Origin of the sequence: Tsukamurella pseudospumae (assembly GCF_001575205.1) — a bacterium.
Lineage (GTDB): Bacteria > Actinomycetota > Actinomycetes > Mycobacteriales > Mycobacteriaceae > Tsukamurella > Tsukamurella pseudospumae.
The window spans coordinates 13,548-27,976 of the sequence record NZ_LSRE01000006.1; the positions used below are offsets into that span (position 1 = coordinate 13,548).

11 protein-coding genes are annotated in these 14,429 nt (G+C 72.1%); 2 read left to right on the plus strand and 9 right to left on the minus strand.

The annotated features are described in order from the left end of the window. Nucleotides 1-80: 80 nt before the first annotated feature. The gene (gene rpmB / locus AXK61_RS04705; RefSeq protein WP_068521417.1) at nucleotides 81-272 is read right to left on the minus strand and encodes a 50S ribosomal protein L28; all 192 of its coding nucleotides are present in this window, start codon (nucleotides 270-272) and stop codon (nucleotides 81-83) included. A gap of 173 nt (nucleotides 273-445) precedes the next feature. Between rpmB and AXK61_RS04710 the strand changes: the two genes are divergently transcribed. Next, nucleotides 446-2,110 (plus strand): DAK2 domain-containing protein, encoded by a 1,665-nt coding sequence (locus AXK61_RS04710; RefSeq protein ID WP_139057988.1) that lies wholly within the window; start codon nucleotides 446-448, stop codon nucleotides 2,108-2,110. Continuing rightward, entirely contained in the window at nucleotides 2,107-4,464 is a 2,358-nt protein-coding gene (locus tag AXK61_RS04715) for an ATP-dependent DNA helicase RecG (RefSeq protein ID WP_068572348.1), read from the plus strand. Before AXK61_RS04710 ends, AXK61_RS04715 begins: the two co-directional genes overlap by 4 nt. A gap of 13 nt (nucleotides 4,465-4,477) precedes the next feature. Here the strand turns inward: AXK61_RS04715 and AXK61_RS04720 are convergent, their stop codons facing one another. The 8 genes from AXK61_RS04720 to AXK61_RS04755 are packed head-to-tail and all read right to left on the minus strand — an operon-like array spanning nucleotide 4,478 to nucleotide 14,426. Continuing rightward, complete coding sequence (locus tag AXK61_RS04720) at nucleotides 4,478-5,092, minus strand: TetR/AcrR family transcriptional regulator (RefSeq protein WP_197466745.1); 615 nt, start codon at nucleotides 5,090-5,092, stop codon at nucleotides 4,478-4,480. An 11-nt stretch (nucleotides 5,093-5,103) separates the two neighbouring features. Next, nucleotides 5,104-5,901, minus strand: a complete 798-nt coding sequence (locus AXK61_RS04725; RefSeq protein ID WP_068744098.1) for an enoyl-CoA hydratase family protein — start codon at nucleotides 5,899-5,901, stop codon at nucleotides 5,104-5,106. 10 nt (nucleotides 5,902-5,911) lie between these two features. Next, nucleotides 5,912-7,081 carry an acyl-CoA dehydrogenase family protein gene (locus tag AXK61_RS04730; RefSeq protein WP_139057989.1) on the minus strand — a complete coding sequence of 390 codons (1,170 nt, stop codon included), beginning with the start codon at nucleotides 7,079-7,081 and terminating at the stop codon, nucleotides 5,912-5,914. A gap of 6 nt (nucleotides 7,082-7,087) precedes the next feature. Continuing rightward, a complete protein-coding gene (locus tag AXK61_RS04735) occupies nucleotides 7,088-9,049 on the minus strand; it encodes an ATP-binding protein (protein ID WP_068744099.1) in 1,962 nt (653 codons plus the stop codon). Between the two features lie 8 nt (nucleotides 9,050-9,057). Next, a complete protein-coding gene (locus tag AXK61_RS04740) occupies nucleotides 9,058-10,647 on the minus strand; it encodes an acyl-CoA carboxylase subunit beta (protein ID WP_068572379.1) in 1,590 nt (529 codons plus the stop codon). 52 nt (nucleotides 10,648-10,699) lie between these two features. Further along, nucleotides 10,700-11,896: an acyl-CoA dehydrogenase family protein gene (locus AXK61_RS04745; protein ID WP_068744101.1), complete on the minus strand. Its 1,197-nt coding sequence runs from the start codon at nucleotides 11,894-11,896 to the stop codon at nucleotides 10,700-10,702. Continuing rightward, nucleotides 11,893-13,638 (minus strand): acyclic terpene utilization AtuA family protein, encoded by a 1,746-nt coding sequence (locus AXK61_RS04750; RefSeq protein WP_068744102.1) that lies wholly within the window; start codon nucleotides 13,636-13,638, stop codon nucleotides 11,893-11,895. The genes AXK61_RS04745 and AXK61_RS04750 overlap by 4 nt, the downstream gene beginning before the upstream one ends. 11 nt (nucleotides 13,639-13,649) lie before the next feature. Continuing rightward, entirely contained in the window at nucleotides 13,650-14,426 is a 777-nt protein-coding gene (locus tag AXK61_RS04755) for a TIGR03084 family metal-binding protein (RefSeq protein ID WP_068744125.1), read from the minus strand. Nucleotides 14,427-14,429 lie beyond the last annotated feature (3 nt).

Consider the following 14,429-nt stretch of genomic DNA (forward strand, 5'->3'; position numbering starts at 1 on the left):
CGGGGCTCGGACGCATAGGACACGCCGAAGGCCCGCCACCTCGGAGGTGACGGGCCTTGGCGGAAAGCGCTTCTCGCGTACTACCCGCGAACGACCTTGCCGGCCTTGATGCACGAGGTGCACACGTTCAGGCGACGGGTCTGGCCGGGCGCGACCTGGGCGCGCACGGTCTGGATGTTCGGGTTCCACCGGCGGTTGGTACGCCGATGCGAGTGCGAGACCGACTTACCGAAGCCGGGGCCCTTGTCGCAGACGTCGCAGACGGCAGCCATAGTCGTGTACTCCTCGCAATAGTTGAAAACCTGTGCTTCGCCCCGCCGGCCCTGAACATGTGGAACACACGCCCGGACGCGAGGCAACCCTGCAAGCATAGCCGAGGGCGCCGACGGAGCCAAACCGCTCTGCGGGCCCGTACCTGTCGGGCCCGACCACTAGGCTTGCGGTCGTGACGGGACCGATGGTGGCGGACGGGCGCGTGGTGGTCGCCTGGCTCCAGCGCGCGGTCCTCGGCCTGGAACGCGCCGTGGACGAGATCAACGCGCTGAACGTGTTCCCCGTGGCGGACGCCGATACGGGGACGAACATGCTGGTCACGCTCCGTGCCGCCGCGCGCGCGGCGGAGGAGGCGGACCGCACGGAGGGGCCGCACGCCGTGGCCCGGGCAACCGTGGCCGGGGCGGTCGCCGGAGCCCGAGGCAACTCGGGCGTCATCGTTTCCCAGATCATGCGCGGCCTGGCGGGGGAGCTCGGTCCGGACGCGGACCTCACGGCGGAGGGGCTCGCGACCGGGCTGCGCAAGGGCACCGACCTCGTGACGACGGCCGTCGCCGACCCGATCGAGGGCACCATCCTCTCCGTCCTGCGGGCGGGGGCCGACGGTGCCGGGGCCGCGCTGGCGGGCGGGGCGGACCTGCCCGCGTGCGCGCGGGGCGCCGCGGACGCCGCGTTCGACGCGCTGCTGCGCACCCGCGACCAGCTGGCCGACAACGCCGCCGCGGGGGTCGTAGACGCCGGCGGCCGAGGACTGCTCGTGCTCCTCGACGCGCTCGTCCAGGTGACCGCCGGCACGGCGCCCGAGCGGCCGCGGTTCACCCGGCGGATCGCGCCGCACGTGCAGGTGCACGTCGGTGAGAGCGACGGGCACGCGCATCACCACGGCGAGGACCCGCCGCGCGGTCCCCACGCCGACTACGAGGTGATGTACCTGCTTCCCGACGCGACCGAGGCGGCAGCGGCGCGCCTGCGCGGCGAACTGCAGACCTTCGGCGACTCCGTCGTCGTGGTGGCCGCCGCCGATCCCGATCCGGTGGCCACCTGGTCGGTGCATACGCACACTACGGAGCCGGGGCGGGCGATCCAGGCCGGCCTGGCCCACGGCAAGCTCCGCAGCATCGCGGTGAACGTGCTGCAGGAGACGGGGCACACCGAGACCCCCCTGCAGGCGCTGCTCGACGCGCCCCGGGCCATCGTCGCCCTCGTCTCCGGCGACGGTGCCGCGGAGCTGTTCGCGGGCGCGGGTGCCGAGGTGATCCGCTGCGATCAGGGCATGACCCACGCCGAGTTGCTCGCCGCGCTGCACCGCTTCGAGGGCCGCGAGGTGCTGCTCATGCCCAACGGAGCCCTGCCGACCCCCGAGCTGCTGGCGGTCGCCGCCCGCTCCCGGGAGTCGGGCGTGCTCGTCACGCTGCTGCCCACCTCGTCGATGGTGCAGGCGATCGCGGCGCTCGCGGTGCACGAACCCTCGGGACACGCCGCCGACGACACCTACTCCATGGCGGAGGCGGCGGCCGGGGCGCGCTGCGGCTCCGTCGTCGCGGTCACCGAGGACGCCCTGACGATCCTCGGCCCCTGCGGCCCCGGCGACTACCTGGGAATGGTCGGCGGCGAGGTGGTGGTGCTCGAGGAGGATCAGTACTCCGCCGGAGAGGCGCTCGCGGAGCTGCTGCTCGCCACGGGCGGCGACATGGTCACGGTGCTCCTCGGCGACGCGGGCGACGGCGACTTCCCCGATCGGGTGAGCGCGGCGCTGCGCCCGGACCGGCCCGAGGTCGAGGTCGTGGGCTACCGCGGCGGGCAGACCGCCAGCGTGATGGAGATCGGTGTCGAATGACCGCTGCACGCGACCTCACGCTGCAGACGCCGCTGGCGCAGGCGCTCGATCCTGAGATCGCCGAGCTGGTCACCACGGAGCTCGGGTTGGACACCGTCGGGGACCTGCTGCGACACTTCCCGTTCCGGTACGAGGGCGGGGCCGTCGAGGACGACGGTACGCGCCGCTCCGAGCCCCGGATCGGCGACGACGTGGTGGTCATCGGGACCGTCACGGCCATCACGCCGCCGCGGGCGCACCACCGTGGCAAGAAGATGTTCAAGGTGCAGGTGGTCAACAAGGTCCGCGCCTACGACGTGACCTTCTTCAACTACCTGCCCAAGCCGATCCAGCCCGACCGCCAGCTGTTGCTGATCGGCAGGCTCGGCGAGTTCAACGGCAAGCTGCAGCTGACGCACCCCGAGTGGCTCGTGCTGCCGGACACGACGATCACCTCGGCGGAGGCCCTGGCCGCGAACGAGGCGGGCTCGACCAAGGCCGGTTCGAAGCGGCTCAAGTTCGCGGACCTCAGTCTGCTGATGCAGCCGACCGTCCCGATCTACCACGGCACCAAGAACATGCCCACCTGGCTGATCCTCTCGCTCGTCGACGCTGTGCTGAAAAGACTCGCACCCGTGCCGGAGTCGCTGCCCACCTCGTTCCTCGCCCTGCACGGCCTGATGAGCCTGGACGAAGCGGTGCGCGCGGCGCACAAGCCCGACGGTCGAGCACAGTCGGAGGAGGCCAAGCGCCGGCTCGCGTTCGACGAGGCCGTCGCCATCGAGACCGCCCTGGCGCGTCGGGCGCACGACGTGGGCACCGTCGCCGCCCCACCGCTGCACGCGCCCGACGGTTCGCTGCAGGCCGGTCTGCGCGAGCGACTCCCGTTCTCCCTCACCGCCGGCCAGGAGGAGGTGCTCGCCGAGATCCTCGCGGACCTGGCGCGCGATCACCCGATGACCCGGCTCCTCCAGGGTGAGGTGGGCTCGGGCAAGACGCTCGTGGCGCTGCTGGCGATGCTCGCCGCGGTCGACGCGGGGCACCAGGCGGTGCTGCTGGCCCCGACCGAGGTCCTCGCGACGCAGCACCTGCTCTCGATCTCGAAGATGCTGGGCGACCTCGCGGAGGCGGGGCAGCTGGGCGCGGCCGATGCCGCCACCACGGTGACGCTGCTGACGGGGTCCATGACGGTCAAGCAGCGGCGGGCGGCCTTGTTGCGCATCGTGACCGGCGAGGCGGGGATCGTCATCGGGACCCACGCGCTCCTGGAGGACACGGTCGAGTTCTTCCGGCTCGGCCTGGTCGTGGTCGACGAGCAGCACCGATTCGGCGTGGAGCAGCGGGACCGGCTGCGGCGCAAGGGCACCGGTACCTCCGATGAGGACACGCCCGACGAGACGATGCCGCACCTGCTGGTGATGACGGCCACGCCGATCCCGCGCACCGTCGCCCTGGCCCAGTTCGGCGACATGGCGACCTCCGTGCTGCGCGAGCTGCCGCGCGGGCGGCAGCCGATCCAGACCTCGGTGGTCCCGGCGGACCGGGAGGCATGGGTCGCCCGGGCGTGGGCACGCGTCGACGAGGAGGTCCGTGCGGGGCGTCAGGTCTACGTGGTGTGCCCCCGCATCGGCGACGACGCGACGGGGGAGCAGGCCAAAGCGTCGTTCACGGACGAGGACTACGACTTCGAGGGAACCACTGCCGCCCCGAAGGATTCGACGCGCGGGGCGGCCCGCGACGCGCAGCCCGACGACAGTGAGAAGCCGAAGACCGTCTCGGCGCTCGAGATGCACGACGAGTTGGCCGCCGGGCCGCTCGGCGAGCACCGGATCGCGCTGCTGCACGGCCGGTTGCCCGCGGAGGAGAAGGCCGAGATCATGGCCGCCTTCGCCGCCGGCGAGATCGACATCCTGGTGGCCACCACCGTGATCGAGGTGGGTGTCGACGTGGCGAACGCGACCACGATGGTGGTTCGCGATGCGGACCGGTTCGGCATCAGCCAGCTGCACCAGCTGCGCGGCCGCGTCGGACGAGGCGGCCTGCCCGGGCTGTGCCTGCTCATCACGGCGAGCGGATCCGAGCGCACGCTGGGGCGGCTGAACGCGGTGGCGGACACCGTCGACGGCTTCGCCCTCGCCCAGCTCGACCTGGAGTACCGCGGCTTCGGCGACATCCTCGGCGTGGACCAGTCCGGGCTCGCCCGGCGCCTGAGCTTCCTGGACCTCGCGACCGACGGGGACGTGCTCGCCGCGGCGCGGGACCTCGCCTACGAGATCGTGGGCGAGGACCCGGAACTGGAGAGCCACCCCGCGCTGCGGGCGATGAACGAGGTCGTCCTCGGCGGCGAGCGCGGCGACTACCTCGACAAGGCGTAGCCCGCGCCTCCAGTCAGCGGTGCGCGACGATCGACGTGAGCTGTCGGCCCCAGAAGTCGATGACCTGCTCGCGCCGCTCGGCATCGTCGGAGAGCAGGTCCGCGAGGCCGAGCCCGCGGGCCAGGTCGAGCGTCGCCTGCACGGCCCGGCGGGCCTCGTCGTCGTCACGGTCCACTTCGAGCAGGCGCATCGCGAGGGAGAAGACCTCGCGGGAGTGCCGGTTCTCGAAGGGCAGCATGCGTTCCCGCAGCGCCTCGTCGCTCGCGGCCGCGGTCCACACGTGCAGCGCCGCCTTGAACAGGTCGTCGGTGTAGTACTCGACGATCAGCCGCGCCACGGCGTACGGCCGCTCGGGGCCCTCCGGCACCGCCGCGCCCGCCGCCGCGACGTGCGCGAGGCGCTGCTCGCCCATGTACTCGAGCGCGGCGCTGATCAGATCCTCCCGGGTGGGGAAGTGGTGCTGCGCGGCGCCGCGTGACACGCCCGCCTGGCGGGCGACGCTCCCGACGGTGGTCGCGACCCAGCCGCGGACGGCCAGGGACGCGATCGTGGTCTCCAACAACCGCTGCCGGGTCTCCCGGCTGCGGGACTGCTGGGGCGCCCGGATGGGCGGACGGAGGGGTGCCATTGCCGACCAGTCTATTCCGACGGTGCCGGTTCGGCCCAGCTCGGCGCGCGCTTCTGCAGGAACGCGGTGATCCCCTCGACCGACTCGGTCGATCCGAACAGCCGCGCGGACTGCTCACCGAGCGCGTCGGCCCGCTCGTCGAACGAGCGGAGGACGTCGTGCCACAGGATCTGCTTCGTCTCCCGCAGGCCCTGCGGGCTGCACAGCTGCAGCTCGGCCAGCTGCTCCGCGACGGCCTCCGCGGGATCGTCGACGGCGGCGGTGATCAGGCCGTACCCGGCGGCGTGCGCACCGTCGAACTTCCGGCCCGTGAGCAGGAGGGTCGACGCGACGCGGGAGGGCAGGTGCGGCAGCAGCACCAGCGAGACCATCGCCGGCGCGACGCCGATCCGCGTCTCGGTCACCGCGAACGACGCCGCCGGGCCGGCGAAGACGAAGTCGCACGAGCCGATGAGGCCGAAACCGCCGGCGCGCACGTGGCCGTCGACCTGGGCGATCACCGGCTTCGGGCACTCGATGATGCCGCGCATGGCGCCGATCATCGCGAGGGTGCGCGACTTCGGGTCCGAACCGGCCCCGTTCGCCGCGGCCTCCTTGAGATCCGCACCGGCGCAGAAGGTCGTGCCGGTGTGGGTGAGCACCACCGCGCGGGCGGCGTCGTCGGCTGCCGCGCGCTCCAGCCCCGCGCTGAGGTCGGCGAGCAGGCGCTGCGAGATCGCGTTGCGGTTGTGCGGGCTGTCGATCGTGAGATAGGCCGCGCCGCCGCGGGTCTCGTACCGCACCAGGGGATCGCCGGAGGGCTCCGTCATCGCCTGACTCCTAATAGCTCTTGGGCAGGCCGAGCGAATGCTCGGAGATGAAGTTGAGCACCATCTCCCGGCTCACCGGCGCGATGCGGAACAGCCGCGACGCCACCAGCATCTGCGCCAGCCCGTACTCGGTGGTCAGGCCGTTGCCGCCGAGCGAGTGGATCGCGCGGTCGACGGCCTTCGCGCCGGCCTCGCCGCCCGCGAACTTGGCCATGTTCGCGGCCTCCGCCGCGGCGAACTCCTCGCCGGCGTCGTAGAGCGTCGCGGCCTTCTGCAGCATGAGCTTCGCGAGCTCCGTCTCGACCTTGAGCTCCGCCAGCGGGTGGGCGATCGCCTGATGGGCGCCGATCGGGACCTTGAACACGGTGCGCTGCTTGGCGTAGTCCACCGCGCGGCCGATCGCGTAGCGGGCCGAGCCCACCGAGCCGGCGGCGGCCATGATCCGCTCCGGGTTCAGCCCCGCGAAGAGCTGGGCGATGGCCGCGTCGGGCTCGCCGACGAGCGCGTCGGCAGGCAGCCGCACGTCGTCGAAGAACAGCGTCCACTGCGACTCCGGCAGGCCCACCTCCATCGGGATCTTCGTCTTCTGCAGACCGGGGGAGTCGGTGGGCATGAGGAACAGCGCGGGGCGCAGCTTGCCGGTCTTGGCGTCCTCGCTGCGCGAGACCACGAGGATCACGTCGGCCAGCTCGATGCCGGAGATGAAGGTCTTCTGGCCCGAGATGATCCAGTCGTCGCCGTCCCGCCGGGCGGTGGTCGTGATCCGGTGACTGTTGCTGCCCGCGTCCGGCTCGGTGATCGCGAAGGCGGCGATCGTCTCGCCGGAGGCGATGCCCGGCAGCCAGCGCTGCTTCTGCTCCTCGGTGCCGAACCGGGAGATGATGGTGCCGTTGATCGCCGGGGACACGACGAGCATGAGTAGCGACGAGCCGACTGCGGCCAGCTCCTCGCCGACGATGCCCAGTTCGTACATGCCGGCACCGCCGCCGCCGTACTGCTCGGCGATGTTCACGCCGATCAGGCCGAGATCGCCCGCGGCCTTCCACAGTTCAGTGGGTCCCTCGCCAGCGGCGATCTTCTCGCGCATGTACTCGGGGCCGAACTGCTTGCCCAGGTCCGAGACCGTCTTGCGGAGCGCCTGGCGCTCCTCGGACTCGATGACGTCCATGGAAATGCTCATGTGGTGCTACTCCGAATCTTCCAGCACGGCGACGACGGCGCCGGCATCGATGTTCTGGCCCACCTCGACCGGGATCGAGGCGATGACTCCGTCGGTGGGGGCGGAGATCGCGTGCTCCATCTTCATGGCCTCCATCCACAGCACCGGCTGTCCGGCGGTGACGGAATCGCCCTCCTGCGCGCCGATCCGGGTGACGACTCCCGGCATCGGGGCGAGCAGGGAGCCCGCCGCGGCGGCGGCATCCGCGGAGGGCAGCCGATTCACGAGCGTCAGTGTCGCCGCCCCGCGGGCGGTCTCCACCTCGACGACGGTGCGGTCGCCGGGGTACGGCGTGACGGTGACGGTGCGCCGCAGTCCGTCCCGCTCGACGGCGACGGTCGCGCGGTCACCGTCGTCGGTGACGGTCGCGACCTGCCCACTGTCCGCGGCGAATTCCTGTTCGTCGGCGGTGCGGAACTCGGGCGCCAGGGTGCGCGAGCCGATGTTGCGCCAGCCGGGCGCGACGTGCGGTAGCGGGCTCGCGGCCGCCTCCCGTCGGTCCAGGACAGCGCCCGCCGCGCTCGCGGCCTCTGCCAGCTCCGCCTCGTCCAGCAGGGGCGCCGCGAGGCGCTCGAGCCGGTCGCCGGTGAGGAAGTCGGTGGCGAAGTCACCGGCCTTGAAGTCCGCGTCCGCGAGGATCCGGACCAGCAGGTCGCGGTTGGTGGTCAGGCCGTGGATCGTCGCCTTCCGCAGCGCCGCCTCGGTGATGGCGAGCGCCTGCGCGCGGGTCGGGGCGTAGCCGATCACCTTGGCGAGCATCGGGTCGTAGAAGACCTCGACGACGCTCCCCGTGGGCGCGAGCGCGCTGTCCAGGCGGATGCCGGGCCGGTCCGGGCCGGCGAACTCGCTGATCGTGCCGGGCACCTCGAAGCGGTGCACGACGCCCGCGGCGGGGCGCCAGTCGTTCGCGGGGTCCTCGGCGTACAGGCGCGCCTCGATCGCCCACCCGCGGGGCGCGGGCGGCTCAGCGGACGGCAGCGGCAGGCCCGCTGCGACGTCGAACTGCAGGCCCACGAGGTCGAGGCCGGTGGTGGCCTCGGTGACCGGATGCTCCACCTGCAGGCGGGTGTTCACCTCGAGGAAGAAGAACTCGCCGGCGTCGGTGGCGAGGAACTCGACGGTGCCCGCGCCCGTGTAGCCGATGGCCTTCGCCGCGTTGGCGGCCGCGTCGTACAGGGCGGTCCGCATGGCCGGGTGCCGCTCCACGAGGGGCGACGGTGCCTCCTCGAGCACCTTCTGGTGGCGGCGCTGGATCGAGCACTCGCGCTCGCCCACGGCCCACACCGTGCCCTGGGAGTCGGCCATCACCTGGACCTCGATGTGGCGGCCGCGCTCGAGGTAGCGCTCGCAGAAGACGGTGCCGTCGCCGAAGGCGGACTTCGCCTCCCGCTCCGCGGCCGCGAGGTTCTCCTCGAGCTCGCTGCGGGTGCGGACGACGCGCATGCCGCGCCCGCCGCCGCCCGCGGACGCCTTGACGAGGACGGGGAAGTCGCTGTCGGTCACCTGGTCCGGGGTGAGGTTCGTGAGCATGGGCACGCCCGCCTCGGCGAGCCGGGCCTTCGCCGCGACCTTGGAGCCCATCGCGGTGATCGCCTCGGGCGACGGGCCGATCCAGACGATGCCCGCGGCCTGCACTGCAGCCGCGAAGTCGGCGTTCTCGGAGAGGAAGCCGTAGCCGGGGTGGATGGCCTGCGCGCCGGTGGCCTTCGCCGCGGCGATGATCTTCTCGCCCTGCAGGTAGGTATCGGCGGGGGACTCGCCGGGTAGGCGCACGGCCTCGTCGGCCTCGGCGACGTGCGGCGCGCTCGCGTCCGGGTCGGAGTAGACCGCCACGGCGCGCAGTCCGCGGGCGCGGGCCGCGGCGATGACGCGGCGGGCGATCTCGCCGCGGTTGGCGACGAGGACGGAATCGAAAGTGCTGTCAGTCATCTCTTCACTCACATCCGGAAGACGCCGAAGGCGTCGGTGCCGTTGACGGGGCCGTTGTGGATGGCGGAGAGGGCCATCCCGAGCACGGTGCGGGTGTCGCGCGGGTCGATGATGCCGTCGTCGTAGAGCATCCCGGACATGAAGGCCGGCAGGGACTCCTTGTCGATCTGCGTCTCGATGGCGGTACGCATGCCATCGACGAAGGCGGGGTCCATGGCCTGGCCGCGGGATGCGGCGGAGGCCGCGGCGACCTCGGTGACCACGTCGGCGAGCTGCTTGGCGCCCATGACCGCGGAACGCGCACTCGGCCAGGAGAACAGGAAGCGCGGGTTGAACGCGCGGCCGGCCATGCCGTAGTGCCCCGCGCCGTAGGAGGCGCCGGCGATCAGCGACAGGTGCGGCACCTCGGAGTTGGAGACGGCGTTGATCATCATCGAGCCGTGCTTGATCATGCCGCCGCGCTCGTACTCGGCGCCGACCATGTAGCCGGTGGTGTTGTGGATGAACAGCAGCGGCGTGTCGTACCGGTTCGCCAGCTGGATGAACTGCGTCGCCTTCTGCGCCTCCTCGGAGAACAGGACGCCGCGGGCGTTGGCGAGGATGCCGATGGGGTAGCCGTGCAGGTTCGCCCAGCCCGTGGTGAGCGAGCCGCCGTAGAGCGGCTTGAACTCGTCGTAGTCGGAGTCGTCCACGATGTGGGCGATGATCTCGCGCGGGTCGAACGGGATCTTCAGGTCGTCCGGGACGATGTCGAGCAGGCCCTCGGCGTCGTAGCGCGGCGGCTTGACCAGGCTCGACGGTGCCGTGCCCTGCTTGCGCCAGTTGAGCCGCTTGACGATGGAGCGGGCGATGCGGGCCGCGTCCAGTTCGTCGTTCGCCAGGTAGTCGCCGAGGCCCGAGGTGCGCGAGTGCATTTCGGCGCCGCCGAGGGTCTCGTCGTCGGAGATCTCCCCGGTGGCCGCCTTCACCAGGGGAGGGCCGGCCAGGAAGACCTTGGAGCGCTCCTTGATCATCACGACGTGATCACTCATGCCGGGGATGTACGCGCCGCCCGCGGTGGAGTTGCCGTAGACCACGGAGATGGTGGGGATCCCCGCCTTGGACAGCTGCGTGAGATTGCGGAACATCGCGCCGCCGGGGACGAAGACCTCCTTCTGGGTGGGGAGGTCGGCGCCGCCGGACTCGACCAGCGAGACCACGGGAAGGCGGTTCTCGCGGGCGATGTCGTTGAGGCGCAGCGACTTGCGCAGGGTCCACGGGTTGGAGGTGCCGCCCTTGACGGTGGGGTCGTTGGCCACGACCATCACCTCGACGCCCTCGACCACGCCGATGCCCCCGACGAGGGAGGCACCCACCTGGAAGTCGCTGCCCCACGCGGCGAGCGGCATGAGCTCGAGGAAGGGCGACGCGGGATCGAGCACGCTGTCGATCCGCTCGCGGGCGGTGAGCTTGCCGCGCTTGCGGTGTCGCTCGACGTACTTCTCGCCGCCGCCGGCGAGGGCCTTGTCGAACTCGGTCGTGAGGTCGGCGAGTTTGCCGAGCATCGTCTCGCGGTAGCCGGCCGCATCGGGCGACGGGGTGCTGCGGAGCACCGTCATGAGGGGAGTCCTTTGCCGTGGGAGGTGTCGGAGTGGGTGCCTGGGTGGTGCATCACGTGTAGCCGAGGCGGTTCGCGGCGAGTGTGGTGAGGATCTGTGTGGTGCCGCCGCCGATGCCGAGGATGCGGACGTCGCGGTAGTGCCGCGAGACCTCGTACTCGGCCATGTAGCCGTGGCCGCCGAACAGCTGCACGGCCTCGTTCGCGACCCACTCGGCCGTCTCGACGGCGGTGTTCTTCGCGAAACACGCCTGGGGAACCAGCTCGGCGGCAGCGGCGGCGCCGCGCATCGGATCAGTGGCGGACCCATCGATTCCCAGTGCGTCGGTGTAGAGATCGGCGACGTGCCGGCTGTAGACCCGGGCGACCTCGGTGCGCCTGCGCATCTCGGTGACGGTGTTCTGCACCGCCTGCCGCTTGATCAGCGGCTGCCCGAAGGTCTCGCGGGTGCGCACCCAGTCGAGGGTGAGGTCGAGGCAGCGCTGCGCGTGCGAATAGGCCTGCACCGCGAGGGCGAGCCGCTCGGTGACGAAGGCGGCGCCGATCATGAGGAAGCCGCTGTTCTCGGGGCCGATGAGGTTCTCGGCGGGCACGCGGACGTCGGTGAACGACAGCTCGGCGGTGTCGGAGGCGAGCCAGCCCATCTTCTTCAGGGGCGCGCTGACCTCGAAGCCGTCCAGGCCCTTGGGGATCACCAGGAGGCTGATGCCGCTCGCGCCCTCGCCGCCGGTGCGGACCGCCGTGACGACCCAGTCGGCGCGCACGCCCGAGGTGATGAAGGTCTTGGCGCCGTTGACGATGTAGTGCTCGCCGTCCCTGCGCGCCGTGGTCGTCAGGTGCCCGAGGTCGGAACCACCGCCGGGCTCGGTGAGCGCCAGCGAGCTGATCTTCTCGCCCGCCAGGACCGGCGCGACCCACATCTGCTTCTGCTCCTCGGTGCCCGCGAGGATGATGTGCGGCACCGAGATCCCGCAGGTGAACAGCGAGGCGAACAGGCCGCCGGAGCCGCCGGCCTCGTGCATCGCCTCGCACACGATGAGCGCGTCGCGGGGGTCGCCCCCGCCGCCTCCCACCGACTCGGGGAACGAGACACCGAGGAGGCCGAGATCGCCCGCCTTCTTGTGGAGCTCGCGGGGGAGCAGGCCGCCCGCCTCCCAGTCGTCGAGGTGGGGCAGGATCTCGCGCTGCGTGAACGCGGTCACCGTGTCGCGGAGCGCGATCCGCTCCTCGGACTCCCAGAGGCCGGTCATGCGTTGTTCTCCTCGGTGTGGGCGGTGGTGGGCAACAGGGTGACGGGCAGGTCGACGTAGCGGCCGCGGAGCCACTCGCCGAGTCCCTTGGCCTGCGGGTCGAAGCGGAAGCCGTGCGCGACGCCCTTGCCGAGCAGGTCCTCGATCACGAAGTTGAGCGCCCGCAGGTTGGGCAGCTCGTAGCGCCGGACGGGCAGGTCCGCCGCTTCCGGGAGCAGCTCGCGCAGTGCGGTTTCCGTCAGGTGCGTGCGGAGCCAGTCGTAGGCCTCGTCCGACTCGGCCCAGACGCCCACGTTCGCGCTGCCGCCCTTGTCGCCACTGCGGGCGCCGAAGACGGTGCCCAGGGGCACCCGGACGGTGGCGGCACCGTCGGGCGACGGTGCCGCGCCCGGCTGCGAGGGGTCCGCGGGGAGGACCTGCGTCGCCGCGGGCGGCGCGATGTCGATGACGGTACCGTCGGGGCGGTGGGCGCGGTGCGGCACATCGTCGTTCGGGACGTACACCGCCTGGTACACGCCGTAGGGGCCGCCGCTCGACGGCGGGGCCATCGGGGAGGCGCCGGGGTAGGTGGCGAGCGCGAGCTCGACGGCGGCGGCGCTGAAGGCGCGTCCGACGCGATTCGGGTCGGCGTCCCAGGCGATCGCGGTGAGCGTCGCCGACGCGGCGGCCTCCGTCGGGGCGTCCGGGTGGTCGGTGCGGGCGAGGCGGAACTGCAGCTCCGACGGTGCCGGCTGCAGCGCGGCGCGCAGCTGCGCCTCGAGCAGCGCGGCCTTGCGCTCGATGTCGATGCCGGTGAGCAGGAAGGCGATCTCGTTGCGGAAGCCGCCCAGGGTGGTGGTGGCCACCTTGGTCGTCGTCGACGGTGCCTCACCCCGGACGCCGGAGACGGTGACCCGGTCGGCGCCGTCCTGGGCCAGGGTCATCGAGTCCAGGCGCAGCGTCACATCGGGATTGGCGTACCGCTGGCCGGTGACCTCGTAGAGCAGCTGCGCGGTCACGGTGCCCACCTCGACCACGCCGCCGGTGCCGGGCTGCTTGGTGATGGCGAAGGAGCCGTCGGACTCGATCTCGGCGATGGGGAAGCCGGGGTGCAGCAGCTGCTCGATCGGGTGGCGGTCGAAGAAGGCGTAGTTGCCGCCGGTGGCCTGGGTGCCGCACTCGATGATGTGGCCCGCGGCCACGGCGCCGGCGAGGGCGTCGAAGTCGGTGCGCTGCCAGCCGAACTCGGCGATGGCGGGGCCGAGGATGACCGAGGCGTCGGTGACGCGGCCGGTGATCACGATGTCGGCGCCCGCGGCCAGGCAGTCGGCGATGCCGAAGGCGCCGAGGTAGGCGTTCGCGGTGACCGCGTTCGGCACCCCGAGCTCGGCGGACCGGGCGATCAGGTCGTCACCGTCGACCCAGCCGACCGTGAGATGGCGGACGGACTCCTCAGCGCTCTCAATCGCCTTCTCGACGGCGGCGGCAAGGCCACCCGGATTCAGGCCACCGGCGTTGACGACGACCTTGGTGCCGCGCTCGGCGAGCGTGCCGAGGTGCGGGGTCAGGTGGCGCAGGAAGGTCTTGGCGTACCCGAGGTCGGCGTCCTTGAGGCGGTCGCGTCCGAGGATCAGCATGGTGAGCTCGGCGAGGTAGTCGCCGGTGATGTAGTCGACCCGGGGGCCGGCGAGCATCTCGCCGAGCGCGGCGGCGCGGTCGCCGTAGAACCCGGAGACGTTGGCGATGCGGATGGAGCGGGTCATGGAGATGCCTCCTAGTTCGAGGTAGGCGCGCGGCCGGTGCCCGGGGCTCCGGCGAAGCACTGCGCGATGGTGAGCCAGTGGGCGGCGTCCGCGCCGGTGGCGACGAGGTCGGTGTCGGCGACGTTGATGCGCTGGGTCGCGAGGCGGCAGAAGTCCTCCAGCGAGCCGGTCACGCGCTGCGGCGCGTCACCGGGGCCGAAACAGACCTCCGAGCCGTCGGCCGCGACGAGGAAGACGTCGAAGGGCTCGGCGGGCGGGGTCTCACCGTTGACCGTGTACGCGAAATCGCGGGTCTTGTAGGCGATCTTGGCGACGTGCGGCAGGGCATCGGGCGCGTTCAGCGCGACGCCGGCGGCGTCGGCGATGTCGAGACCGTGCGCCCAGGTCTCCATGAGGCGGGCGTTCGCCATGGTGGCGGGCCGCATGGGCGGGCCGAACCAGGGGAGTTGCGTGCCCGGGTCGGCGGCACGCAGGGCCGCGGCGAGGGCCGCGCGTGAGCGGTCCCAGCGGGCGCGTAGCTCGGGTTCGGCGGCGAGCTCGGCGGCGCCGGCGTCGACGAAGCCCATGGGGTCCTTCATGGCCTCCTGCAGGAGCGCGGTGAAGCCCTCCGGGTCGGTGGCGGCGACGAGGGAGACCTCGTCGGTCCAGGCCAGGTGCGCGACCTGGTGGGCGACCGTCCAGCCCTCTGCGGGCGTGGGCAGCGTCCAGTCGGGGAGGGCGTCCGCGATCGCGGCGACGGCGGCCGAGGTGGATTCGAGCGCGTCGAACACGGGGGCTGAAGTGGGCACGCC